We start from the raw sequence: 23,939 nt of genomic DNA, 5'->3' as shown, positions 1-23,939 counted from the left end.
CACGGTGTATCGCGTCAAGGAGATCTTCTACACCCTGCAGGGCGAAGGGATGCAGGCCGGTCGAGCCGCGGTGTTCTGCCGGTTCACCAGCTGCAACCTCTGGACCGGGCGGGAGCAGGACCGGCACCGCGCGATCTGCAAGTTCTGCGACACCGACTTCGTCGGCACCGACGGGCCCGGCGGCGGCCGGTTCCGCACCGCGGCCGAGCTCGCCGCGGCGGTGGCCAAGGCCTGGCGCGGCGCCGCCGACCCGCGCAGCCGGCCGTATGTCGTCTGCACCGGTGGCGAGCCGCTCCTGCAGCTCGACGAGGAGGCCGTCGACGCCCTGCACGCCGAGGGCTTCGAGGTCGCCGTCGAGACCAACGGCACGCGCCCGGCCCCCGCCGGCATCGACTGGATCTGCGTGAGCCCGAAGGCCACCGCCGAGGTGGTGCTGACGAAGGGCAACGAGCTGAAGCTGGTGTACCCGCAGGCCGACGCCCCGCCGGAGCGCTTCGAGCGGCTGGACTTCGAGCATTTCCTGATCCAGCCGATGGACAGCGCCGACCGCGAGGCGAACACCCGCGCGGCTGTCGAGTTCTGCCTGCGCCACCCGCAGTGGCGGCTGAGCCTGCAGACGCACAAGTACCTCGGGATCGCCTGATGGAGATCTTCCGCGAGTTCACGTTCGAGGCCGCCCACCGGCTCCCGAACGTCCCGGAGGGCCACAAGTGCGCCCGGCTCCACGGCCACTCCTACCGCGTGGCCGTCCACGTCCAGGGCGACGTCGACCCGGTCACCGGCTGGGTGATGGACTTCGGCGACGTCAAGAAGGCCTTCCAGCCGCTGCACGAGCAGCTCGACCACTACTACCTCAACGACATCGACGGCCTCGACAACCCTACGAGCGAGGTCCTGGCCCGCTGGATCTGGGATCGCCTGCGCGCTACGCTCCCGCTGGCCGCGATCACGGTCCACGAGACGTGCACGTCGGGCTGCACCTATCGCGGTGACTGACCGCCCAGCACGATGACGAACTCGCCGCGCGGCTCGGGGCCCGCGGCGAGCTCGTCGCGCACCTGGCCCAGGGCACCGCGCCAGGCCCGCTCGTAGAACTTGGTGAGGTCGTTGAGCACCGCGACCGGCCGGGCGGCGCCCGCCGCCGTCACCAGGTCGTCAAGCGTGCGCAGCAGCCGGTGTGGGGCCTCGTACAGCACCACCGTCCGCGGCTCACCGGTCACCGCGGCCACGCGCTGGGCCCGCTCGGCGCCCTTGGCCGGCAGGAACCCCTCGAAGCACCAGCGCTGCGCCGGCAGGCCGGACAGGAGCAGCGCGGTGCTCGCCGCGTCCGGGCCGGGCGCGACCCGCAGCTCGCCGCCGCCGTCGAGGACGTGCCGGGCGACCCGCTGCCCGGGGTCGGAGAGCATCGGCATGCCGGCGTCGCTGACCAGGGCCACCCGCCGCCCGGCGCGGAGCTGGTCGAGCACCCGGGCGGCCGAGCGCTCCTCGTTGTGCTCCCGCACCGACACCAGCTGAGCCGGGTGCAGGTCGTAGGCGCTGAGCAGCTTGCGGGTCCGCCGGGTGTCCTCGGCGCAGACGACGTCCGCCGCCCGCAGCGCGGCGAGCGCCCCGTCGCTGAGGTCGCCGAGGTTGCCGATCGGGGTGCCGACGAGGGTGAGGGCGCCGCCTTCGGAGGCCGGGTCGGCCGCCTCCGCGACGCCGGCCTCCGCGGCCGCAACCCGCACGAGGTGGTACATCGCCTCGTCGCCGAAGGCCGCCGTGTCGGCGATCCCGTAGCCGGTCCCCTGGATCGCGTTGCCCACGATCGCGTCGGCGTCGTCGGCGTAGCCGCGCTTGCCCGACAGGCTGCGCCGGGGCAGGGTGACCACGACGTGGCGGCAGTCCAGGGCCGCGATGAGCCGCTGGGCCGCCCCGCTGCGCTGCTGCTCCACGGTGGTGAGGGTCTTCAGCACGAGGGCGACGTCGGCCTCGAGCCGCGGCGGGTCGGCCACCAGGTCGGCCGTGGCCGCTGTCACGCGGACCGGGAAGACGGTGTCGAGCGTGCCGAGCGCCTCGGCGAGCGTGCGGTCGACGTCCAGGCCGGTGTAGGTGGCGTCGGGAGCGAGCGCCATCCACGGCAGCGCCAGCGCGTTGAGGCCGCAGGCCAGGTCGACCACTGACGAGGCCGGGCCGCACCACTGCTCGATCGTCGCGTAGAACGGGTCGAGCCAGTCGACCCGCTCGGCCGACGACGCATGGGCGCGCATCGCCTCCCGGGCGGCCTCCTTCGGGTCGGCCCCGGCGGCGATCTTCGCGACGCAGGCGCTGACGGCCTGGGCCGGACTACCGCTGACAAAGGCCCCGAAAGCCTGGTGCAGTTTGCGTTTGGCCCATTTGACGGCCTCGCCCCGGTCCTTGAACCGCTCCGCGGCCTCCTGGGCCAAGCGACTCACGAGCGCCTCGTCGAGGCTGCGGTACTTCGGCGCCGCCAGCACCTGGCGGGCCACCTCGGCGGCACGCTCGGCCGGGGACCCAGTGCTGCGTGCCACTCGGCTCCTTGTCCACCACGACGAACTCTTCCGTGCCCGGACGCCGTGACCCCGAGCCAACCCCTGCAGCCGGCGATGGCGCCGCCGCGGGCGGGCCCGGCAGCGGCTGACCATTCGCAGGCCCGCTTCGAGGATAGCAAGGCAGCCGAACGCACCGGCGGGTCCGGACATTCAATCGGTCGCCGTCATCAAAAATTGAGGCCATAGATGCGGCCGGGCGTGGACATCGGGCGGTGTTCCGGGAGACGATGGAAGGAACCCGCTGATCGACGTGGGCAATTCGGGGCGAGCCCGGGAATGCGCCGGGGGTGCGAGGTTCTCGCTACCGGCGGAGCGGACCCGAAACGGCTCGCCAACACTGTGAAATTCCGGCAAAGGAGACCGCTGTGACCGCCGAGGGCGTGCCAATCTGGGACCGGTTCCCCAGCCACCAGCGCCTGTGCATCAACTTCACGCTGACCTGCAACATCGCCTGTGACCACTGCATCGTGGAGTCGAGCCCGCAGCGGCGCGAGCGGCTCAGCACCGACGAGGTCCGGGCCGCCCTTTCGCAGGCATGGGAAAACGGCCGCCGGCACGTGACGTTCAGCGGCGGCGAGGTATTCCTGTACCCCGGTGAAATGTGCGAGGTCATCGCCTTCGCACGGCAGCTCGGATTCGTCGTGGATGTCGAGTCGAATGCATTCTGGGCACGGTCGGACGAATTGGCGAGACAGAAGCTCGCGCCATTCGTGGAGGCCGGCATCTCGGGTCTGGCACTGAGCGCCGACATTTACCACATGAAGTACTTCCCGGTGGACCGGCCGATCACCGCGGCCCGCACCGCGCGCTCGTTCGGCCTGGCGACCGAGATCCAGTTCTGCCGGTCGCACTTCCGGGAGCGCGATGAGGAGATCATCGCCGCGCTGGCCGGGGCCGGGGAGCCCTACGTCGTGCTGGAGCTGCTGGACCGCGGGCGGGCCCGGGAGATGCTGCAGGTCTGGACCGGCCACCGGGTCGAGGAGCTGTCCGAGTGCGACGACCTCACCACGACCGTTCACGCCACCGGCGACGTCTACGCCTGCTGCCAGCTCGACATCGGCGTCGACCAGATGAAGCGCACCCCGGTGTTCCTGGGCTCCATCCGCTCGGCCGAGTCCGGCGCGGCGGACCGCGACCGGCGCGAGCGGCTGGTGCGGGCGTTCTACGACCCGGCCTCACCGATCTACTTCCGCACGATGGTCCGGGAGCACCCGCTCTTCCAGCACCTGGACGAGGAGCGCTTCTCCAACATCTGCACCTTCTGCATGCAGGCCCTCGGCGACCCGGCCCGGGTGGCCGCGCTGCAGGAGCGGCTCGACCGGGCGCCGGCCCCGGCGTCGTGACCGGGACGGGCGGCGGTGCGGCCGAGCGCCGCGCCGCCGGCCCGGGCGCCGCGCCGGTTCCGCGGTGCGCCCGGCCCCCACGCCGACCGGGCATCGTCAGCGGCCTCGCCGCAGCACCGGCAGCACCGTCGCCCGGGTGTGCTGGAGCACTGTGGCGTGCACGCCGGGCGAGGCGGCCACGATGTGCCCGGTGTCCAGCCAGCAGTCCGGGTCGCCCGACCAGTCGGTCACCACGCCGCCGGCCTCACGCACCAGCAGCGCCCCCGCGGCCACGTCCCACGAGCCCAGGTCGAGCTCGAAGAACGCGTCGAACACCCCGCACGCGACCCAGGCCAGGTCGAGGCTCGCCCCGGCGGGCCGGCGCAGATCCTCCACCGCCGGCAGCAGGCGGCCGAGCAGGTCCAGGTAGGCACTCATCGCCTCCGGTCGCTTGACCGGCAGACCGGTGGAGCAGACGGCCCGCGCCGCGGGCCGGGTCCCGACGGCGATCGGCCGGCCGTTGCGCAGCGCCCCGGCCCCGGCCACGGCCGTGAACGTCTCGTCCCACATCGGCGCGTGGACCACCCCGACGACCGGCCGGCCCTCGTGGACGAGGGCGATCGACACCCCGACCGACGGGTACCCGCGCAGGAAGTTCGTGGTGCCGTCGAGCGGATCGACCACCCAGCTCAGCGAGCCGACGACACCGCCGGACTCCTCGCCGACGAAGGGCACCGGCGCCGGGGCGTAGCGCAGCAGGGACTCCCGGATGAGGTCCTCGGCGGCCCGGTCGACCTCGGTCACGTAGTCGCGCGGGCCCTTGTCCTCCACCACGGCGCGGCCCTCGTAGAACGCGTGGCGCACGACCCGGCCGGCCGCGCGGGCGGCCCGGACGGCCGCGTCCAGGTATCCGTCCAGTTGCCGGACCGGGGGCTGCCGCAGCAGCAGATCTTCGTTGGTCACCGCGCCTCCTGTCGGTGGCCCGGCGGTTTGCCGGACCCGTGGCGGCCGCTGTGCTCGGCGACCGGGGCGTCTAGTCGATCGGCCGGCGGAGCACCAGCAGGACGTCACGGGCCCCGACCCGGGTCGGGCGGCCCCGCCGGGCCGTCCAGTCGGCCGCGAGCCCGGCCGGGTCGGCCTGCCGCAGCCGGGCCGGGTCGAACGCGGGCAGCCGCAGCTCGTAGTCGAGGTGGTGCGAGGCCCGCACCTCCATCAGGTCGAGACCGCTGTTCAGGGCCGCCTCGACGTAGTCCTCGAAGAAGAGCCGGTTCACGGTGTCGCTGTCGAACACGTGCCACACGAGCAGGTCGGCCAGCTCGGCGGGCAGCGCCGTGCCGAGCAGCTCCCGCAGCTCGGCCCGGTCGTAGGCCAGGTGGGCCCACGGCGGCAGCAGCGTGTCGCGCCAGAAGACCAGGTCGCGGCCTTCGTACGAGACGTACTCGAGCTGGTGGCCGTCGACGGCGCTCCAGATCGGGCCGAAGTGGGCGTAGAGCACGCCACCGGGGCGCAGGACCCGCCGCACCTGGGCCAGGGTCGCGGCGACGTCGATGAACTGGAAGGCGTTGCTGGAGAACACCGCATCGGCGCAGCCGTCGGGCAGCGGCATGTCCTCGGCCCGGGCGGAGACCACCTCGGTGCGCCCGGACGGCCCGGTCGCGGCGGGCCGGTTCGGGTCGATCGACGTCCATCGCGCGACGCCGTGCCGCTCGGCGAACGCCTCCGACAGCGACCCGCCGATCTCCACGACGCGGGCGTCCGCCAGCTGGACCCGGGCGGCGAAGTCGGCGAAGACCGCGTCCTCGCTGAGCGCGAGTCCCTCGTCCCCCGCGACGCCCGCCTGCGTCGTCTCGGCCGCCGCGGTCATCCGGCCGCCGTCCCGGCAAGAACCGCACCGCTGCCGAGCTCGGCCAGCCCCACCGGCCGCCGCTCCCGGCGGGACACGGCCGCCGCCTCGGCGATCAGCAGCGCCTGCAGCGCGTCGTCGACGGTGCAGTGTCCCTCCGGCGCGACCCCCGCCCCGGCCGCGGCGACGACCAGGTCGAGGAACGCGGTCACCTCCGCGCGGTAGGCCGGGGCGAACCGGTCCATGAACCCGGACCAGGCCGACTCGGCCAGCGCCGGCGCGTTGGGCTCCAGCGAGCGCAGCGGGACCCGGGTGTCGAGCCCGACCGCAAGCGTCGCGCCGCTGCCGGCCAGCTCCATCCGCACGTCGTAGCCGGCGCCGTTGTACCGCGAGGCCTGCATCGTGGCGAGCGTGCCGTCGTCGAGGGTCAGCACGGCGACGGCCTCGTCGGCGTCCCCGGCCGCACCGATATAGCCGGCCCCGCGGTTGGCGCCGGTCGCGTAGACCTCGACGACCTCGCGCCCGCTGATCCACCGCAGCACGTCGAAGTCGTGGATCTGGCAGTCGCGGTGGATGCCGCCGGAGACCGCGACGTACGCCGCCGGCGGGGGCTCGGGGTCGGCGGTCACCATGTGCATGCGCCGCAGCTGTCCCAGCGCGCCGGAGCGCACCGCCTCGAAGCCGCGCCGGTAGCCGGGGTCGTAGCGGCGCTGGAAGCCGACCTGCACCAGCGTGCCGGTCTCGCGCACCTGCGCCGCCACCCGGCGGGCGGTGTCGAGGTCGGCGAAGACCGGCTTCTCGCACAGCACCGGCACGCCTCGCCCGGCACACTGCACGACCAGCTCGGCGTGCGTGTGGGTCGGCGCGGCGATGACCACGGCGTCGGGCGCGCTGTCCAGCAGTGCGTCAAGCCCGTCGACGACGTGACCGCCGACCGCCGCGGCGACCTGCCGGCCACGCTCGGCGTCGGCGTCGACCACGTCGACGCGGTGCACTCGCGGGTCACCGGCAAGGGACCGGGCGTGTACCGCACCGATCCGCCCCGCACCGATCAGACCGATCCGCATGTCAGACCACCCCCGTTTGAGTCCGCACTCCATCGCGGCACCGCCTCGGCGCCGGTGACGAGCCATCCGGCACCCATCGGGCCGGGGCTACCAGCTCCCGGGGCGCGCCTCGTCGCGGCTCCGGCAATGTCGCTCTGGGCCGCGCCCGGCGCGGCCCCGCTCACCCAACGGGCCAGGGGTGCGCCGTGCCGGCGATGCGGTTCCACACGTTGATGACGGAGATGGCCCACAGCAGCTCCGCCAGCTCGGTCTGGCTGAAGTGCGCGCCGACCTCGGCCCACAGCTCGTCGGTGACCGGGGCCTGGCTCATGAGCGTGACGGCCTCGGTCAGCAGCAGCGCGGCGCGCTCGCGGTCGGAGTAGAACGGCGCCTCACGCCAGGTCGTCAGCGTCGCGAGCTGCTGCGCGGTCGCGCCCGCCTCGACGGCGGCCTGGGTGTGCGCGTTGACGCAGAACGCGCAGCCGTTGACCTGCGACGCCCGCGTGCGCACGAGCTCGAGGAGCCGCTGATCCAGGCTCACCTTGTCGGCGGCCTCGTCCAGGGCTTCCATCGCCTGCATGATGTGCGGCGCGAGCCGGTCGGCCGGGAGCTTGAACTTGGAAATGGCGGAAGAATTGGCAGCGGTCATGGTCGCTCCTGTCTGCGCGCCAATCGGCGCACCGATCCTGCGAATACGTTCGTGCGCATGCGGCAATCGAGGCGCCGCATTAAGCGCGCGCCGAGCCATACTGGCGAATCGCCCCGTACCCCCGTTCGTACGTTGCATTCTTCCTAGCGGCCCGCTACCGCTGAGCGCAATGGGCCGGTCTTGCGATGTAAGCATCCAGACAGTTATCAGTGACTGTTGTTAACAGTTTTCCACCGGTCAACTACCGCGCTTAGGCGCCGCATGCGCGCCGCCGTCACCGCGGAGCCGACGCTACCACCGAGGCGCCCGTTCGTGGGGGCACCAGATCGACTTCGACCGGTGGCCGGCCCGCCCGGCCCGCGCCGCGAAGATCTCCGGCAATCGCCTCTGAACTGCTCATATATGGGTACCGACGAGCCGGGTGATCGATGGACGACCCGGCGATCCTAGTAGTTTGCTGATCAGCCGAACGGCCAGTGGATCTCACCCTACCGACAGCGCGACGTCCACCGTTCGTCCGTCACGAGTTACACCGAATCACCGATTGGATGGTTGTCGGTGTGCACTCGCGTCAATCTCCGGCAAATGCGACACGTTATCTTCCCGTAATTTGAGGGTGGTTACGGCCGAGGCGCTCATGTAGCATCCTGGGCCAGGAGCCGGCGACATTCGCCGCTGTTCGAACCGGCGTCATTCGCCGGTTTTGCCACGCACGGGGTTCAATACGGTCCCCAAGGAAAAGAGTGCGGCCTCGCTGGACGCGGCCGCGAATCCTTCGACCGAGATGGTATTTGACGTGGTTGATGCTGCTCAAAATTATGATCTCGTAGTCGCCGGAAACGGCGCTCTCGGAATGTCACTGGGGCTGACCCTGGCCCGGCGCGGACTGCGGGTGGCCGTCGTCGGGCGGGCCGACCGGCCCCACGCCGCCTCGGCCGCCGCCGGCGCCATGAACGGCTGCTTCGGCGAGGTCACCCCGCACCTGCTGCGCAGCGAGCACGGCCGGCTCAAGCTGGCCATGGACTTCCGGGCCACCGCCCTGTGGGACGGGTGGGAGGAGGGCCTGCTGCAGGAGTCGGACGAGGTCGCGCTCCGCACCGCCAAGGGCACAGTCGTCATCCTCAACACCGTCGGCGTGCCCGAGATCGACACCGAGGGTTTCAAGGCCATCCGCACGGCGCTCGACGAGTACAAGGAGCCGTACGAGGACATCGACCCGGCCGACGTGCCGTGGATCCACCCGGCCCCGACGCACCGGCCGCTGCAGGCGATGTTCATCCCCGGCGAGCACGCCGTCGACGCACCGGCGCTGCTGCGGGCGCTGTCCGCGGCGCTGGTGCGCAACGGGGGCACGATCGTGGACGACCTCGTCGCCGAGGTGCTGCTCGACGGCGACCGGGCCACCGGCGTGCGGCTCACCTCGGGCGAGGTCCTGTCCGCGGGGCACGTGGTGCTGGCCACCGGCGCGGCCACCACGAAGCTGCTGAGCTGCCTGCCGGAGGAGCTGCGCAACAAGATTCCGGCGGTCGTGGCCGGCCGCGGCGTCGCGCTGATGGTGCGCACCGCCGCCGGCACCATGCCGCCGAGCGTCATCCGCACGCCCAACCGCGCGTTCGCCTGCGGCCTGCACGTCGTGCCGCGCCAGGACGGCGTCATCTACCTCGGCGCCACGAACGAGGTCGAGTCGCAGGTCGGCACCACGGCCGCCATCGGCGAGCTCAACCTGCTGCTCAGCGGAGCCAGCCAGATGCACGACGACCTGGTCAACGGCTGGGTCGAACGGATTCTGGTCGGCAACCGCCCGGTGCCGCTCGACGGCTTCCCGCTGCTGGGCCGGGCCGGCGTCGACGGCCTGTGGCTGATGACCGGCACCTACCGCGACGGCCTGCACCAGTCGCCCCTGCTGGCCGCCGAGATGGCCGCCCGGATCCTCGGCGAACAGGCCGACGCGGAGCTTGACGTGTTCACGCCCGTGCGCCCGCCGATCGAGGCGATGACCCGGGACGAGTGCCTGGAGATGGCCGTGCGGCACACGCTCGGCAGCGGTTACGAGCACGAGTGGCGGCTGCCGGACGACTGGCCGCCGATGATCGAGAAGCACTTCCGGAGCGCGTTCGGCCGGTCCCTGGAGCAGGTCGATCCGGAGTTCGTCCCGCCGCCGGAGATGTTCATCTTCGCCGACGACTACATCCACGCGGCGCTTCGCACGTACTACGAGGCGCACCGGGGCGCGTCCGGACGGTGAAGCCGATGTCGGAAGGGGTTCAGATGTGTCGACCAGGACGGATACCGGCGTGACCCGGGTGCTGCTGATCAAGCCGCCCATTCGCGCCTGCATGATCGAGATCGGCCGGCACATGCCGATCGGGCTCGCCTACCTCGCCGCGCAACTGCGCAACGCCGGCATGGAGGTCGACATCTTCGACTCCCTGGCGTACAGCGACGACAACCATGTGGTGCCGCCGGAGCGGTACACCGACGCCGACCGGGCCAAGATCGCGGCCCATCCGCGCTGGGACCACCTGGTGCACTGGGGCGCCGACTGGCAGCGCATCGAGCAGGTGCTGGCGCAGGGCTACGACGTGGTCGGCGTGTCGTGCATGTTCACGCCGTACTACGAGCCGGCCTACGAGCTGGGCCGGCTGGCCAAGCGGCTCCTGCCCGAGGCGAAGGTCATCCTCGGCGGGCAGCACCCGACGGTGGCGCACCCCCACGCGATGACCGAGGAGGCGTTCGACGCGCTGGTGCTCGGCGAGGCCGAGGCCAACGTCGTGGAGGTGATCGAGGCGCTGGCCGCCGGCCGGAGCCTGCGCGGCCTGCCGGGCCTGGCCTTCCGCTGCGGCACCGGACTCTGCGACTGCGAGCGGCCGGCGGGAGTACACCTGCAGCCGCGTTCGAATTTCCTCCAGGACCTGGACGGGCTCGCCCTGCCGGCCGTCGACCTGCTCGACATGGCCAGCTACGACTCGACAGCGACGCTCATCACCAGCCGCGGCTGCCCGTTCTCGTGCTCGTTCTGCACCGTGCACGCCACCGTCGGCAAGAAGTTCCGGGCCCGGGCGCCGGAGAACGTCGTCGACGAGATCGAGCACTACGTGAACGAGCACGGCATCCGCCGGTTCTTCATCGAGGACGACAACTTCACCTTCGACATCCCGCGGGTGCACGAGATCTGCCGGGCGATCATCCGCCGCGGCCTCGACGTCGAACTGCACCTGCCGAACGGCATGACGGTGGTCAAGCTGGACGGCCCGCTCGTCGACGACATGGCCGCGGCCGGCTTCTCCAGCCTGTTCCTCGGGCTGGAGACGACCGACGTCAAGCGGCTGCGCCAGATCCGCAAGGGCTTCACCTCACTGGAGAAGGTCAACGCGGGCGCCGGGCTGTTCAACGAGCACGGCATCACCGTCGGCGCGTCGCTCATCGTCGGGCTGCTCGGCCAGACCCCGGCCGAGGTCGCCCGGGACTCGATAAACCTGATGCTCGCCGGCATCCGGTTCTGGACCAACCCGTTCTACCCGATCCCCGGCTCGCCGGACTTCCAGCAGTGCCTGTCCAGCGGGCTCATCTCGCACGACACCGAGCTCGCCCTCTACGACCAGTTCAACTTCGCCATCGGCTCCGACCACCTGTCCCCGGCCGAGCTGTACTGGTCGGTCGTCATCACGCAGGCGATGGCGCACTGGCCGCAGTACGTGATGGAGGGTGCCCGGGTCCGGCGGGAGCGCGGGACGATCCCGCTCGACGAGGGGCTGCGCCGGCTGCTCGAACACAGCACCGAGCTGTTCGGGCCCAACGGCGAGCTGGAGGTGCCCGCGGTGCCGGCGACGATCGCGGGCAGCGTCGTGCACGCCCACCCGGACGGCTGCTTCCACGCCGCCCAGCGCATCGACCCGCAGCGGCTGCCCGGCCGGGTGTGCACGTTCACCGGCGACGTCTTCGCCGCCGCCGTCAGCCTTTACACCGGCGTGGCGTACCGCTCCGAGCAGCTGCCCCGCAGCCTCGGCGACGGGTGCGCCTTCGCCCTGGACAACGCCCACGTGGACAGCGTCTTCGACGGCGTGCACAAGACCGTCCTCGACGAGCTGGACGCCGCCATGACGACGACCGAGACGGAGATTTCATGACCAGCCAGACCCGGCCGAAAACGCTGAACAACCTGGAGACCATCGAGCGGGCCCGCCGGGTGACCGCGGCCGAGCAGTACGACATCGGCACCCGGTTCCCGTCGGTGTTCGTCAAGGCGCAGGGCTCGTGGATGGAGGACGTGGAGGGGCGGCGCATCCTCGACGTCACCGCCGCCAGCGGCGCGCTGCTGCTGGGCAACCGCCATCCGGCGGTGGTCGACGCCATCACGCGGTACATCGCCGAGCACGGCACGGTGTTCGCCAGCACCATCTCCCTGCCCCGCATCGAGCTGGCCGAGCGGCTGTGCGAGCGGTACCCGGCCGGCGAGAAGGCCGTGTTCAGCAAGAGCGGCTCGGAGGCGACAACGGCCGCCATCCGCATGGCCCGGGCCGCCAGCGGCCGCGACATCATCGTGACGTCGGGCTACCACGGCTGGCACGACTGGCACCTGAACTACCTCAGCATCGGGTTCAACCCGGCGACCCGCATCGCGTGCTACGGGTACAACGAGACCGCGCTGCGGCGGCTGCTGCACGAGTTCGCCGGCGAGATCGCCGCCGTCATCGTCACGCCCGAGCCGGCCTGGTTCGACGAGGCCTACTACCGCCGGGTGTCGCAGCTGTGCGCGGAGCACGGCGTGTACTTCATCATCGACGAGGTCATCACCGCCTTCCGCTGGGGCCACCGCGGGCTCAACGGCACCGGCCAGGTGCCGGCCGACGCGATCACGATGAGCAAGGGCCTGGGCAACGGGCACTCCATCTCCGCCGTCGTCGGGCGCCGCGAGATCCTCGACGCCTACGACAAGGCGGGCGTGGCCGGCACCTACACCCGCGAGGTGCCGCCGATGGCCGCCGCCCTCGCGGTGCTCGACGTCACCGAGGACGGCTCGGTGCACGAGCACACCCAGCGGATGGGCGCCGCCCTGCGCGACGGGATGCGCGACATCCTGGCCGCCGTCGGCATCCCCGCCTTCATCAACGGGCCGCCGATGATGTTCGACGTCGTCGTGCCGTCCGAGCAGCTGTCGTGGGACATCTACCGGGCCGCGTACGACCACGGCGCCTACTTCGAGGACAGCGGCACCCACATGGTGACCGCCGCGTTCGGGCAGGCCGAGGTCGACCACGCGCTGGAGGCGTTCGAGAAGGGCGCCCGCGAGATCGCCAAGACGACGCAGTTCGACTTCGACGCGCTGCCGGACGCGCGGATGCACCAGTTCGCCGCCGAGGCGTTCGGCGGGGCGCTGCACGACGACGAGGCGGTCCTGCGCCGCATCGACGAGACGGTGCACACCATCGCCACCCGCGACCTGTCGCTGGCCCGGATCCTCGACCCGTCCTGCGGCTGACATGTCCCAGCCAGCCGGGCCACCGGCCGCCCTCGCCGCCCGACTGCGGCTCGACGGCGCGTGGACGCACGTGGCGAGCCGCTCGTACGGCACGGTCATCCACCGTGTCGACGGGCGCCGCCACGCGTTCTACGTGAAGACGACGCCGCCGCGGCGCGATGACGACCTGCGGTTCCACCCGGGCAACGAGGCCGAGCGCCTGCAGTGGCTCGCGGCTCAGGGTTTCCCGGTGGCCGAGGTGGTCGACGTCGGCGGCGACGACGAGCTGATGTGGCTCGTCACGACGGCGCTCGCGGGCCGCTCGGCGGCCGGGCCGTGGGCGCCCGGGGAGTGGCCCGCGGTGCTCGACCTGGTCGCGGACGTGCTGCGCGACCTGCACGACCTGCCGGTGGCCGACTGCCCGTTCGACCGGACCCTGGCGGTGACCCTGCCGCTGGCCCGGCTGGCGGCCGAGATGGGCTGGATCGACCTCGACGACCTGGATCCGCAGCGGCGCGGGCGGTCGGTGCGGCAGCTGCTCGACGAGCTGGCCGCCACGCCGTCGCCCGCGCCCGAGGATCTGGTCGTGTGCCACGGCGACCCGTGCCTGGACAACTTCCTCATCGAGCCGGAGGCGCTCACGCTCGCCGGCATCCTCGACGTCGGCCGGCTCGGCGTCGCCGACCGCTGGAAGGACCTGGCCATCGCCCGGCGCGACGTGACCGAGCAGTTCCCCGGCGTCGGGCAGGTCGCGAGCACGCACTTCCTGGGCCGGTACGGCGCCCGCCACGACGCCGCCAAGGACCGCTTCTACTGCCTCCTGGACGAGTTCGTCTGATGAACGTACTGCTGCTCTCCCCACACCCCGACGACATCGCCTGGTCGATCGGCGGCACTGTCGCGCGGCTCGCCGGCACCGGCACGGCGCTGTCCGCGCTGACGCTGTTCGGCCGGACCACCTACGCGCCCGCCTCACCGGCCCACGGCACGACCGCCGCCGGCGGCGTCCGCGCGCTCGAGGACGCCGCCTGGTCGTCCCTGACGGGCGTCCGGCTGTACCGCGCCGACCTGCCCGACGCGAGCCTGCGCGGCTACGACGACGACACCGAGATGGGCGCCCGGGCCGAGCCGGCGATCGTGGCCCAGGCGGCCGAGCGGCTGGCCGGTGCGTTGCGCGCGACCCGCCCCGATCTGCTGCTGGTGCCGCTGGCCATCCGCGGGCACGTCGACCACGTGGCCGCCCGCGCGGCCGCCGAGGCCGTCGCGCCCGTCGAGGCGCCGGGCTGCGCGCTCGTCTACTACGAGGACCTGCCCTACGCGGCGGGGGTGCACGTGTCGCACACCGATCACCCGGTCGTCGTCGGCGTCGCGGCCCACCACGCCGAGCGCGAGGCCGGCGTGCGCTGCTACCCCTCGCAGGAGCCGCACCTCATCCTGCCGGTCATCTCCGCGCACAGCGCCACGGCCGGCGGCGAGCGGCTGTGGGCCGCCACCGGCTCCGGCGCGCACTGCTTCTCCCAGCTCCTCGCCGGTGTTCCGGCGATGCCGAACACAGATGCGCCGCTGCCCAGAATGGAGACCCACGCATGGTGACGCAGCCAATACCGCTCATCCCGCTGACCATCCCGGCGGTACCGCGCCACGTCACGGCGTTCGTGAACTGGGCGTGCAACCTGACCTGCCGGGAGTGCTGGATGTACGGCGACTCGGCCGCGGAGAGCACATGGCTCGCCGAGGTCAAACGCGACCAGATGAGCGTCGAGATGTGGACGGCCCTTGTCGACGAGCTCGCCGAGGGCAACCGCGAGAAGGTCTACCTGACCATGATGGGCGGCGAGCCGCTCATGCACCGCGACGCCGTCGGGCTCATGCGTATCGCCAAGACCCGCATGCCGGACTGCAACCTCGACATGAGCACCAACGCGACGCTGCTGCCGCGCTTCGCCGACGCCATCGTGGACTCGGGCATCGACGACGTGTACATCTCCATCGACGGCCCGTCGTCGGAGGTCAACGACCCGATCCGCGGCCGCGACGCGTTCGAGCGGGCCGTCACCGGGCTGAAGTCGCTGCAGGAGGCGAAGGCGCGGGCCGGCCACGGCCCCAACATCGCCCTGAACTTCGTGGTCACCGGCATGAACTACACGCACCTCGTCGACATGGTGCGACTGACCGAGCAGCTCGGCGTGGAGGAGATCACGATCGGGCTGTCGAGCTTCTTCACGCGCGAGGAGGGCAAGGGCTCCCGGCCCGCGTTCGAGGCGGTCACCGGCCGGCCCTTCACGTCCTGGGCCGGCTACTGCAACGAGCACCAGCACGCCGAACTCGACCCGAAGATCCTGGAGGAGCAGCTCGACGAGGCCGACCGGATCACCGGCGTGCGGGTGCTCGTCGCGCCGACCCGCTACTCCAACCGCGAGAAGAGCCGGTTCTTCGCCAAGGACTGGAGCCGGATCGTGCGCGAGACGACCTGCGTGAAGCTGTGGGCGCAGACCACCGTGCTGCCCAACGGCCAGGTCATCAGCTGCACCACGTTCGCCGACACGGTCATGGGTTCGCTGGGCGAGCAGACGCTGAGCGAGGTCTTCCACAGCGACACCTACACCCGCATGCGTCAGATGATCCGCGAGGGCCTGCAGCCGATCTGTTACCGCTGCTGCGAGCTGAACATGGACATCGACGTCGACCCTGCCCTCTACGACACCGTCACTGCGAAGGGGTGAATTCGCGATTCGTACCGCCGAGCAAATCACCAACGCCACGTATCTCGACCAGCAGCGGGCCAGAAGGATCTATGGCGAGGCGTTCCGCACCGTGTTCGAGTACGTCTACGGCAGCCACATTCCGGGTGCCGTCGCCGAGTTCGGCTGCTTCGAGGGGTTCAGCTCCCTGCTGCTGGCCGACCTCATCGTCGAGTTCGACGCCCTGACCGAGTTCTACACGACCCTCTACCCGCGGCACATGTACGTGTACGACTCCTTCGCCGGTTTCCCGAAGAGCACGAACAACGTCGACGCCATCTCCTACGAGGTGGTCGACACCGGCTACTGGCGCGGCGGCGAGGACGCGTCCCCGCCCGGCACCGAGGAGATGCTGCGCAGCGAGTTCACCCGCCGCTTCGGCGAGGACGGCTGGACCGTCGTGCGGGGCATGTTCGAGCAGTCGCTGGTCTCCGACCCGCTGCAGCGGGAGGTGGCCATCGCCAACCTCGACTGTGACCTGTACTCCTCGACCGTGGAGGTGCTCGACCACCTGCTGGGCAACCGGTTGTTCCCGGACGGCGCGGTCATCCTGCTCGACGACTACAACTGCAACCGCGCCAACCCGCGCTTCGGCATGCGCCGGGCGCTCGTCGAGTGCTTCGAGCGCACCGACGGCTTCTACGAGTACAGCCACTTCCTGAACTACGGCTGGCACGGCCGTGCGTTCTTCGTGCACCGGCTCGGCGACAGTCCCAACCCGGACGCCGGGCCCGGCCTGGACGGCGGCGCGGCATGACGGCCGCCGACATGCTCGCCCTCGTGGTGCGGGGACCCAAGGAGCACGCGGTCGAGCGCGTGCCCCGGCCGGTCCCCGGGCCCGGGGAGGCGCTGGTGGCGATCACCCACGTGGCCATGTGCGGCACCGACCTGCGACTGCTGCGGGGCACGCTGCACGACGCGGAGTACCCGGTCATCCCCGGGCACGAGTGGGCCGGCCGGGTGGTCTCCGCACCGACCCGGCCGGAGCTGGTCGGCCGGGCGGTGGTGGCCGACAACATCCTGCCGTGCCGGGAGTGCCCGCAGTGCGCGGCCGGCCGGTTCAATCTCTGCACGGCCTGTGACGAGCTCGGCTTCACCCGCCCCGGCGCGTTCGCCGAGCTCGTCACGATCCCGGCGCAGCAGCTGGAGCCGCTGCCCGAGCAGCTGTCCGGGGCCGCGGCCTGCCTGCTGGAGCCGCTGGGTGTGGCCCTGCACGCCTGCGAGCGGGGACCGGACGTGCGGGGCCGGCTGGTCGGCGTCATCGGCGGCGGCACCATCGGCCTGCTCGTCGCCCAGCTCGCCGCGGCGGCCGGGGCGCAGCGGGTGAGCGTCGTCGACCCGGTCACGGCCCGCCGCGCACTCGCCACCGAGCTCGGGCTGGACGCCCGGGTCGCGCTGAGCGAGTGGGACGACGAGCAGCCCGAGGTCGTCTTCGACAGCACCGGCGTGGCCGACGTCTTCCCGGACGGGCTGCGGGCCACCCGCCCCGGCGGCGCCTACGTCCTGGTCGGCTACTCCGGCGAGGAAGCGGTCCGCTTCGAGCCCAGCACGGTGATGCTGCGGGAGCTGACGGTGTACGGCGTGCTGTCCGGCCAGGGCCAGCTGCGCCGCGCGCTGGAGGTGGCCACGTCGGGAGCGGTCCGGCTGGAGCCGCTCGTGAGCGCACCGCTGCCGCTGAGCCGCTACCGCGCGGTCCTGGAGGACACCGGCGAGGCGGCTCCGCTGCGCCGGTTCTTCGAGATGGGTTCCGGGACCGACGCCCCCGAGATCGATGCCGATGCGACCGTTCAGGAAGGTGGGCACTCATGAGCACACTCGCCGTCTCCGGAGGGACCCCGGTGCGCCAGGGCCGGGCGTGGCCGGCCTGGCCCCAGTTCGACCAGGCGACCGAGCAGGAGCTGATCGACGCACTGCGCTCCCGCCGGTGGGCGATCAGCTGGCCCAGCGACGGCACGCACGCGCGGGAGCGGCGCTTCGCCGAGGAGTTCGCGCGCTACAACGGCGCGCCCTACTGCGTCAGCGTCGACCACGGCTCCAGCGCACTGCTTGTCGCGCTGGAGGCCCTGAACATCGGCCCCGGCGACGAGGTCATCGTGCCGGCCATGACGTGGGTCGCGCCGGTCACCGCGGTCCTGCGCGTCGGCGCGCTGCCGGTGCTCGTCGACAGCGATCCGAAGTCCGGCTGCATCACGCCCGAGACGGTCCGCGCCGGGATGAGCGAGCGCACCCGCGCCGTCATCGTGGTCCACCTCGCGTGCACCGTCGCGGATCTCGACGGGCTGACCGCGCTCACGCAAGAGGCCGGCATCCCGCTGATCGAGGACTGCGCCCAGGCGCACGGCGCCCGGTGGCGCGGGCGGGCCGTGGGCACCCACGGCGCCGTCGGCGTCTTCAGCTTCCAGAACGGCAAGGTGCTCACCGGCGGCGAGGGCGGCGCGGTCATCACGGCCGACGAGCAGATCTACCGACGGGCCCAGCAGCTGCGGGCCGACTCCCGCTGCTACCCGGAGGGCGGCCCGGTCGCCGGCCAGATGGAGCTCATCGAGGCCGGCGAGATCATGGGCACCAACTACTGCATGTCCGAGCTGTCCGCGGCCGTCCTGCTCGACCAGCTGCCCCGGCTCGACGGGCAGCACCAGCACCGCGAGAAGATCGCCGGTGAGCTGGAGCGGCGCCTGGCCGAGCTGGGCGGCTTCGCGCCCGTCCCGCTGCCGGAGCAGGCGGACGCGCGCTCGATCTACGAGTACGGCATCCAGGTCGAGCCGGGCACGTTCGGCGCGGCCCCGCTGAGCCGGGTGGCCGAGGCGCTCACCGCGGAGCTCGGGATGACGTGGTATCCGGCCGACGCCCCGCTGCACCGCAGCATCATGCTGCGCCCGCAGACCAAGCGCCGGTTCGCCGCCATGTGGGACGACCACGGCCGCGAGCGAGCGCTCGGGCGCGACTTCAGCGGCTCGGAGCAGTACTGCGACACGACACTGCTCTTTCACCACTCGCTGCTGCTGGGTGACTCCGCCGACGTCGACGACATCGTGCGGGCGCTGGACAAGGTCCGCACGCGCCATGCCGAGCTCTGACGCCGGCAGCCCGCGGGCCGGCCTGCACGTGCTGCGGCTGACGCCCTACTACTACCTCGCCGGGCGCGAGCTGACCCATCGGGAGCTGCAGTACGAGCCGATCGGCGGCATGCAGGTCCAGATCATGCAGACCACCGAGCAGCTGTCCGAGCTCGGCGTCCGCCAGACGGTGGTGTTCCCCCGCCGGCCCGGCATGCCGAGCGCGGTCCAGCTCGACGAGCGCACGCGCTTCGAGCTGCTGTCGCCGCCGGTGGCCCCGATCCCCACGCGCTCCAAGGGGTACGTCGGGCTGCTGGTCTCGTGGGGCCTCGCCCTCGTCGCCTGGTGCGTCGGGCAGCGGCTGCGGGGCCGGCACCGGCAGTACTCGGTGATCCACATGCACTGCAGCGAACTGCCGTGGACGTTCCTGTTCGCGGTGCTGGCCCGCTGGGTGCTGCGCCGGCCGCTCGCGCTGACGGTCCACTGCAGCGCGCTTGTGACGTTCCACCCGGAGACCCTGGCCGGCCGGCTGCTCATCGGGCCGGCCCGGTTCTTCGAGCGGGTCGCGGTGCGCCGGGCGGAGGCCGTGGTGGTGCTGACCCAGCGGGTCCGCGACGCCTACCTCGGGCTGGGCCTGACCGACGCCGGACGGGTCCACGTGGTCCCGGACGGCGTGCGGTTGGCCGACTTTCGACCTGGCCCGGACGAGGCGCCCGACCCGGCGGCCGAGCCGACGGTGCTGTACTGCGGCCGGTTCGCGCCGGAGAAGGGCTGGGCCGACTACGTCGACGCCGCGGGCATCCTGATCGGCGCGGGCTTCACCGGCCGGTTCGTCATGTGCGGCGACGGCAACGAGCTCAGCCGCTGCCGGACCCAGCTGCGCCAGCTCGGCATCGAGGACCGGGTCGACCTGCTCGGGCACCTCGACCGGCCCGACATCGCCCGGACCATGCGGCGGGCCACGGTGGTCGTGATCCCGTCCCGGCACGAGGAGATGGGCGGCACGGTGCTGGAGGCGCTCACCGCGGCCCGGCCGGTGGTCGTCACCGACGTGGGCGGCCTGCCGACGGTCGTCGGGCACGGCGCCGCCGGCCTCATCGTGCCGCCGTGCGACCCGCCCGCGCTGGCCGCCGCGATCCGGGAGGTCCTGGGCGCGCCGGAGCTGGCGGCCCGGCTGGGCGAGGCCGGTGCGCAGCGGGCGGCCGGATACGACCTGGAGGCCGTCACCCGGCGGCTGCTGGACGTCTACACCGCGGTCACGGACGCCGCCGCACCGGCGCAGCCCGCGCGGCCGGCGGCCGGCGTGAGCGCCGCCTGACACATCACGGGCACGGGCGGGAAGGGGTTCTGCGGGTGGAGGAGTCGATGCCGGAGCGGCCGGACCTGCTGGTGCTCGGGGCCGGCGGCGCGGGCGCGATGGCGATGCTGTGGACGCTCGCGGCGGGCCGGCGCGCGGCCGGTGGGCCGGGCGCCGCCCCGCCCGGCGATCCCGTCCTCGGCCCGGGCGCGATGTGGTGCCTGCCGCTCGGCGCCCACCGGCAGCTGGCGCTGCTCGACCGTCTCCTGCGCCGGCGGTACGGCCCCGGCGGGGTCCCGGTGCGCGCCGACGGCTCACCGTGGCGGCTGGCCGACGCGCTGGACCCGGCCGACCCGGCGCGGACCGGCGCGGCGGTCGAGACCGGCGAGGAGTGGGTGGACGGCGCGGCCCGGGTGACGGTCACCGGCACCTGGCCCACGGTCCTGCGGGTGCCCGCGGCCGAGCTGCTCGAGGGCCTGTGGGCCTACCTGGCCGCGGTCGAGGCGCTCGACCGCCGGGCCGGGCGGCCGCCGCGGGTCCGGGTCGACCGGCCGGCCGCGGCCGACGGACTCGGCGCCGAGCTGGCGCTGCTCGACGACGCGCCGGTCGTCGTCGAGCCGCTCGTCCTCGACCACGGCGACGGCCGCGGCCCCACCGCGGCCCGCACGCACCTCATCGCCGGGGTGCTTGACGTCCCGGTGGGGCCACTGGCCCGGCGCCGCGTCGCGCCCGCGTTCGACGAGGACCACGACGAGTACCGGGTGCGCCAGGTCGTCATCGGCGGCGGCCCCACCGGCGCACCGGCCTGGCTCGCGGTGCAGGTGCCCGAATACCACGTCTTCGACCCGGGGCCGGCCGCGGCGCCGGGCTCCCCCCGCTCCGCCGCCGCTGTCGACGTGCCGGTCCGGCGGCTGTTCGTGGCGGCCGCGGCCGAGCTGCTGGGGCGGCCGGAGGCGGAGCTCGACGCGGCGGTCCGCGGCGGAGCCGACCGGCCCCGGCTGCTGTCGGCCACGGCGTGGCGGCCGGCGCACTCCGCGCTCACCGGTCCGGTCGCGGCGGTTCGCGTGGGTGACGCGGCGGGCGGCGGACACCCGCTGCACCCGCTGCGCGCGGTCACCGGACCGTTCCGGCACGGGCTCCGGGTGCGTGACTACTGGCGGCGGCGGGCCGTCGGGGCCGGCCCCCGGGAGGCCGCCGCCGCGCTGGAGCGCGAGGTGGCCGCCGACACCGCCGAGTGGATCGACGCGAGCGCCGCCGACTTCGCCGAGCCACCGCAGTGGCACTTCAACGCCGGCTGCTTCGCCGAGCTGGCCTACGCCCGCGCCCACCGCGAGCACTTCGCCGCCCTCGCCGCCGGCCGGCCGGCGCCGGCCCACCCGGCGCCGCTGGACGAGGCCGCCCTGGACGGAGGGTCACGGTGACGGGCACCGCGCCGGCGCCGACCGGCACACGCTGCGCCACGCACCCGGACAGCGACGCCCTCGTGCCCGCCCCGGAGGACTTCTTCCACCGCTGGGTGGCCGGCAACCCGCTGCTCGGCGAGCGCCGCGAGCTGCTGGCCCGGTGGCTGGACGACCCCACGGACCGCGAGGAGATCGCCGCGGCGCTCGGGTGGCCGCTGGGCGCGCTGCTGCGCTCGTTCAACGACACGGCCCCCATCGGCACGCCTGTGCCGTTCACCTACCGCGGCGCCCGGTTCTCGGTCACGGCCATGGCCGGCGTCTGCGACGACATCGTCGGCGAGCGGTTCCCCCGCTTCGGCGCACCGGTCGTGCTGCGCTGTTACCTGACCGAGCCGGACCTGTTGCCGCAGGCGATGTACGAGGCCGCGGACTGGAACTTCATGGACGCCGGACGACCCGGGTTCGTGGGGTACGCCTACGGCGTGCGCGAGGGCGACACGCTCTACCTCGCCGGCCTGCAGAGCGACCTGGCCGCCCGGTACAGCTACCTGTTCCAGGGCCGCGGCGAGGGCACCGACGTGCGGGTGGGCGACGAGGTCGGATACCGGCCGACGGCGGATCTGGTGGCCCGGTTCGGGCGGTACGTGCCGGTGCTGCGGCGGACGTTCCAGCGGTACTGGATCGACGTGCTCCTCGGCGCGGTGGCCGCCTGGGCCGCCACGGAGCCGCGGCTGCACACGCTCGGCCTGCTCTCGTTCGACCTCGAGCCGCAGGAGGACGCGCACGGCCACCTGGTGCACCGGGTGTACCGCCAGCTGCCGGAGCGGCTCGACGCCGGTGTGCGGCACGTGCACACCGGCGGTCGCTGCCACACCTACCGCACCGCGGCGTTCAGCCGAGTGGCAGCACTGCTGGGCGAGCGCTGGAGCGCTGTTCCGGCACCACGGTCCCCCGCGGACTGACGAGCGCGGCGATCGGCGCGGCCGGGGCGCCGAAGCGGTCCTCGAGCAGCCGGTGCGCCACCCGCAGGGCGACGGCCTGGATGGTGAGCGTCGGGTTGACCGCGCCCGGGAACGGCAGCAGCGCGCCGTCGGCGACGTAGACGTTGTCGGCGTCGTGCAGCCGCCCGTCCGGGTCGGTGACGCTGGTGGCCGGGTCGGTGCCCATGCGGCAGGTGCCGTGCAGGTGGCCGCTGCCGAGCTCCCAGCCGGAGGGCTCGCGGACCACGACTGTGCACCCGGCCGCGCGCAGCAGCTCCTCGCCGCGGCCGAGCATGTACTCCAGCCGGGCCAGGTCCCGCGGGTGGGCCTGGTAGTCCATGACGATGTCGGTCACGCCGTGCGCGTCGGTGCCGGGGCCCAGCCGCACCCGGTTGGTGGGCTGCGGCTCGTCGGGCACCAGCGCCTCGATCCGCAGCAGCTGCTCGTTGGTGCGCACCCGGTAGGTCCGCTCGGGCCGCACCTCGTAGAGGACGCCGCCGAGCCCGCCCGGCGCCGCGGGGTCCTCGTAGAGGTCGGTGACGGCCGCGGTGGACACGGGCCCGAGGCCCATCACCTCGCTGCGCGGCGGCCCGTCGGCGGCGCGGTAGCCGTAGCCGACGAGGTACTCGCTGAGCTTGAAGCACAGGCCCCGCCCGACGAGGTCGTGGGAGTTGCCCAGCCCGCGCGGGTGCCGCGGCGTGGTCGAGCGCAGCAGCAGCGCGGCGCTCTGCACCGCATTGCCGGCCACGACGAACTGGCGGGCGCGGAACTCGAACCAGCGGCCGGTGTCGATCCGCACGCAGCGCAGCGCGCGGGCGTCGCGGCGCTCGTCGCCCACCAGCGCGACCGCCTTGAGCCCGGCGAACAGGCGGGCTCCGGCGTGCAGCGCGGGCGTGAGGAAGCGGTTCACGGCGTCGCCCTTGGCCCCGACCGGGCAGGTCCGCGAGATGCACGGCGCGTCGGCGACACAGCCCTGATGGCCGCGGTACCGGTCGGTGAGCACGCCGAGCGGCGTGGGGAACGGCTGCCAGCCGAGCGTCTTGGCGGCCCCGGCGATCGCGGCGCCCTCGGGCGAGACAGGCACCGGCACGAGCGGGTAGGGCGCGGAGCGGGCCGGGATGCTCGGGTCGGCCCCGGCGAGCCCGGCGACGCCGATGATGTCCTCGACGGCGGTGTAGTACGGCTCCAGCTCGGCGAAGCCCCACGGCCACCGCAGCGGCAGGTCGGCCCGGCCCAGCACGCGCTCGGGGTCGAAGTCGACGGGGCGGTGGCGGAACAGCACGCCGCCGTAGAACACGGTGCCGCCGCCGACGTTGCAGGTCGTCCAGGGCGAGCCGACCTTGCCCCAGGTGCCGTTGGACTGGCGCACCCAGGCCGACTCGGCGGCGGCCAGGATGTCGTCGTAGCTGGTGTCGGCGGTGACGTGACCGCCCTGCTCGACGACGGCGACGCTGAGCCCGGACCGGGCCAGCAGCCACGCGACAGTCGCCCCGGCCGCGCCGCTGCCGACGACGCACACGTCGTATTCGGTGCGCACGTCCTCCTCGGTCGGCTCCGGGCCGTACCTCGCGTCGGTGCTCGTCGTCACGCCGTCC

At 73.0% G+C, this 23,939-nt stretch carries 21 protein-coding genes; 15 read left to right on the top strand and 6 right to left on the bottom strand.

The annotated features are described in order from the left end of the window. The first annotated feature begins 4 nt into the window (after positions 1-4). Both queE and queD read left to right on the top strand, forming a co-directional pair. On the top strand, positions 5-643 hold the full coding sequence (gene queE / locus Dvina_RS05500) for a 7-carboxy-7-deazaguanine synthase (protein WP_246656048.1): 639 nt from the start codon (positions 5-7) through the stop codon (positions 641-643). Then, a complete protein-coding gene (gene queD / locus Dvina_RS05495) occupies positions 643-996 on the top strand; it encodes a 6-carboxytetrahydropterin synthase QueD (RefSeq protein WP_223101259.1) in 354 nt (117 codons plus the stop codon). Before queE ends, queD begins: the two co-directional genes overlap by 1 nt. Here queD and rsmI read toward each other — a convergent pair. Next, positions 981-2,528: a 16S rRNA (cytidine(1402)-2'-O)-methyltransferase gene (gene rsmI / locus Dvina_RS05490; RefSeq protein ID WP_223101258.1), complete on the bottom strand. Its 1,548-nt coding sequence runs from the start codon at positions 2,526-2,528 to the stop codon at positions 981-983. The genes queD and rsmI overlap by 16 nt on opposite strands. A 386-nt stretch (positions 2,529-2,914) precedes the next feature. Between rsmI and Dvina_RS05485 the strand changes: the two genes are divergently transcribed. Continuing rightward, positions 2,915-3,892, top strand: coding sequence for a radical SAM protein (locus Dvina_RS05485; RefSeq protein ID WP_223101257.1), 978 nt, complete (start codon positions 2,915-2,917; stop codon positions 3,890-3,892). Between the two features lie 96 nt (positions 3,893-3,988). Here Dvina_RS05485 and Dvina_RS05480 read toward each other — a convergent pair whose 3' ends face one another. The 4 genes from Dvina_RS05480 to Dvina_RS05465 form a co-directional block, all read right to left on the bottom strand. After that, positions 3,989-4,834, bottom strand: coding sequence for an inositol monophosphatase family protein (locus Dvina_RS05480; RefSeq protein ID WP_223101256.1), 846 nt, complete (start codon positions 4,832-4,834; stop codon positions 3,989-3,991). A gap of 70 nt (positions 4,835-4,904) precedes the next feature. Continuing rightward, positions 4,905-5,735, bottom strand: a complete 831-nt coding sequence (locus Dvina_RS05475) for a class I SAM-dependent methyltransferase (RefSeq protein ID WP_223101255.1) — start codon at positions 5,733-5,735, stop codon at positions 4,905-4,907. Then, the gene (locus tag Dvina_RS05470) at positions 5,732-6,781 is read right to left on the bottom strand and encodes a Gfo/Idh/MocA family oxidoreductase (protein ID WP_223101254.1); all 1,050 of its coding nucleotides are present in this window, start codon (positions 6,779-6,781) and stop codon (positions 5,732-5,734) included. The genes Dvina_RS05475 and Dvina_RS05470 overlap by 4 nt, the downstream gene beginning before the upstream one ends. Positions 6,782-6,941: 160 nt before the next feature. Further along, positions 6,942-7,409, bottom strand: coding sequence for a carboxymuconolactone decarboxylase family protein (locus tag Dvina_RS05465; RefSeq protein ID WP_246656047.1), 468 nt, complete (start codon positions 7,407-7,409; stop codon positions 6,942-6,944). Between the two features lie 853 nt (positions 7,410-8,262). On the opposite strand from Dvina_RS05465, the gene Dvina_RS05460 reads away from it, so the two are divergent. From Dvina_RS05460 to Dvina_RS05405, 12 genes are all read left to right on the top strand, one after another. Beyond that, on the top strand, positions 8,263-9,654 hold the full coding sequence (locus tag Dvina_RS05460) for an NAD(P)/FAD-dependent oxidoreductase (protein ID WP_223101253.1): 1,392 nt from the start codon (positions 8,263-8,265) through the stop codon (positions 9,652-9,654). A 49-nt stretch (positions 9,655-9,703) separates the two neighbouring features. After that, positions 9,704-11,536 carry a B12-binding domain-containing radical SAM protein gene (locus tag Dvina_RS05455; RefSeq protein ID WP_223101252.1) on the top strand — a complete coding sequence of 611 codons (1,833 nt, stop codon included), beginning with the start codon at positions 9,704-9,706 and terminating at the stop codon, positions 11,534-11,536. Next, positions 11,533-12,888 carry an aminotransferase class III-fold pyridoxal phosphate-dependent enzyme gene (locus tag Dvina_RS05450; protein WP_223101251.1) on the top strand — a complete coding sequence of 452 codons (1,356 nt, stop codon included), beginning with the start codon at positions 11,533-11,535 and terminating at the stop codon, positions 12,886-12,888. The genes Dvina_RS05455 and Dvina_RS05450 overlap by 4 nt, the downstream gene beginning before the upstream one ends. A 1-nt stretch (position 12,889) precedes the next feature. Continuing rightward, positions 12,890-13,705, top strand: coding sequence for an APH(3') family aminoglycoside O-phosphotransferase (locus Dvina_RS05445; RefSeq protein WP_223101250.1), 816 nt, complete (start codon positions 12,890-12,892; stop codon positions 13,703-13,705). After that, positions 13,705-14,460: a PIG-L deacetylase family protein gene (locus tag Dvina_RS05440; protein WP_223101249.1), complete on the top strand. Its 756-nt coding sequence runs from the start codon at positions 13,705-13,707 to the stop codon at positions 14,458-14,460. The genes Dvina_RS05445 and Dvina_RS05440 overlap by 1 nt, the downstream gene beginning before the upstream one ends. After that, positions 14,454-15,590: a radical SAM protein gene (locus Dvina_RS05435; protein ID WP_223101248.1), complete on the top strand. Its 1,137-nt coding sequence runs from the start codon at positions 14,454-14,456 to the stop codon at positions 15,588-15,590. Before Dvina_RS05440 ends, Dvina_RS05435 begins: the two co-directional genes overlap by 7 nt. Before the next feature lie 91 nt (positions 15,591-15,681). Beyond that, a complete protein-coding gene (locus tag Dvina_RS05430; protein WP_223101247.1) occupies positions 15,682-16,365 on the top strand; it encodes a TylF/MycF/NovP-related O-methyltransferase in 684 nt (227 codons plus the stop codon). Beyond that, positions 16,362-17,417, top strand: a complete 1,056-nt coding sequence (locus Dvina_RS05425) for a zinc-dependent alcohol dehydrogenase (protein WP_223101246.1) — start codon at positions 16,362-16,364, stop codon at positions 17,415-17,417. The genes Dvina_RS05430 and Dvina_RS05425 overlap by 4 nt, the downstream gene beginning before the upstream one ends. Continuing rightward, complete coding sequence (locus Dvina_RS05420; protein WP_223101245.1) at positions 17,414-18,685, top strand: DegT/DnrJ/EryC1/StrS family aminotransferase; 1,272 nt, start codon at positions 17,414-17,416, stop codon at positions 18,683-18,685. The genes Dvina_RS05425 and Dvina_RS05420 overlap by 4 nt, the downstream gene beginning before the upstream one ends. After that, complete coding sequence (locus Dvina_RS05415) at positions 18,672-19,982, top strand: glycosyltransferase family 4 protein (protein WP_223101244.1); 1,311 nt, start codon at positions 18,672-18,674, stop codon at positions 19,980-19,982. Before Dvina_RS05420 ends, Dvina_RS05415 begins: the two co-directional genes overlap by 14 nt. Before the next feature lie 35 nt (positions 19,983-20,017). After that, on the top strand, positions 20,018-21,382 hold the full coding sequence (locus tag Dvina_RS05410; RefSeq protein WP_223101243.1) for a hypothetical protein: 1,365 nt from the start codon (positions 20,018-20,020) through the stop codon (positions 21,380-21,382). Beyond that, positions 21,379-22,326 carry a hypothetical protein gene (locus Dvina_RS05405; protein ID WP_223101242.1) on the top strand — a complete coding sequence of 316 codons (948 nt, stop codon included), beginning with the start codon at positions 21,379-21,381 and terminating at the stop codon, positions 22,324-22,326. Before Dvina_RS05410 ends, Dvina_RS05405 begins: the two co-directional genes overlap by 4 nt. On the opposite strand, the gene Dvina_RS05400 is transcribed toward Dvina_RS05405, so the two are convergent. Next, positions 22,256-23,932, bottom strand: a complete 1,677-nt coding sequence (locus Dvina_RS05400) for an FAD-dependent oxidoreductase (RefSeq protein ID WP_223101241.1) — start codon at positions 23,930-23,932, stop codon at positions 22,256-22,258. The two genes, Dvina_RS05405 and Dvina_RS05400, sit on opposite strands and share 71 nt — an antisense overlap. Positions 23,933-23,939 lie beyond the last annotated feature (7 nt).

The sequence above is a fragment of the Dactylosporangium vinaceum genome (assembly GCF_019904175.1).
Classification (GTDB): Bacteria; Actinomycetota; Actinomycetes; order Mycobacteriales; family Micromonosporaceae; genus Dactylosporangium; species Dactylosporangium vinaceum.
This window is presented reverse-complemented; position numbering and strand designations above follow the sequence as displayed.

Bases quoted from the DNA above. Each gene is read 5' to 3' on its own strand.
- queD (WP_223101259.1), top strand. From the start codon at position 643: ATGGAGATCTTCCGCGAGTTCACGTTCGAGGCCGCCCACCGGCTCCCG.
- Dvina_RS05475 (WP_223101255.1), bottom strand. From the start codon at position 5,735: ATGACCGCGGCGGCCGAGACGACGCAGGCGGGCGTCGCGGGGGACGAG.
- Dvina_RS05470 (WP_223101254.1), bottom strand. From the start codon at position 6,781: ATGCGGATCGGTCTGATCGGTGCGGGGCGGATCGGTGCGGTACACGCC.
- Dvina_RS05465 (WP_246656047.1), bottom strand. From the start codon at position 7,409: ATGACCGCTGCCAATTCTTCCGCCATTTCCAAGTTCAAGCTCCCGGCC.
- Dvina_RS05460 (WP_223101253.1), top strand. From the start codon at position 8,263: ATGTCACTGGGGCTGACCCTGGCCCGGCGCGGACTGCGGGTGGCCGTC.
- Dvina_RS05450 (WP_223101251.1), top strand. From the start codon at position 11,533: ATGACCAGCCAGACCCGGCCGAAAACGCTGAACAACCTGGAGACCATC.
- Dvina_RS05445 (WP_223101250.1), top strand. From the start codon at position 12,890: ATGTCCCAGCCAGCCGGGCCACCGGCCGCCCTCGCCGCCCGACTGCGG.
- Dvina_RS05440 (WP_223101249.1), top strand. From the start codon at position 13,705: ATGAACGTACTGCTGCTCTCCCCACACCCCGACGACATCGCCTGGTCG.
- Dvina_RS05435 (WP_223101248.1), top strand. From the start codon at position 14,454: ATGGTGACGCAGCCAATACCGCTCATCCCGCTGACCATCCCGGCGGTA.
- Dvina_RS05425 (WP_223101246.1), top strand. From the start codon at position 16,362: ATGACGGCCGCCGACATGCTCGCCCTCGTGGTGCGGGGACCCAAGGAG.
- Dvina_RS05420 (WP_223101245.1), top strand. From the start codon at position 17,414: ATGAGCACACTCGCCGTCTCCGGAGGGACCCCGGTGCGCCAGGGCCGG.
- Dvina_RS05415 (WP_223101244.1), top strand. From the start codon at position 18,672: ATGCCGAGCTCTGACGCCGGCAGCCCGCGGGCCGGCCTGCACGTGCTG.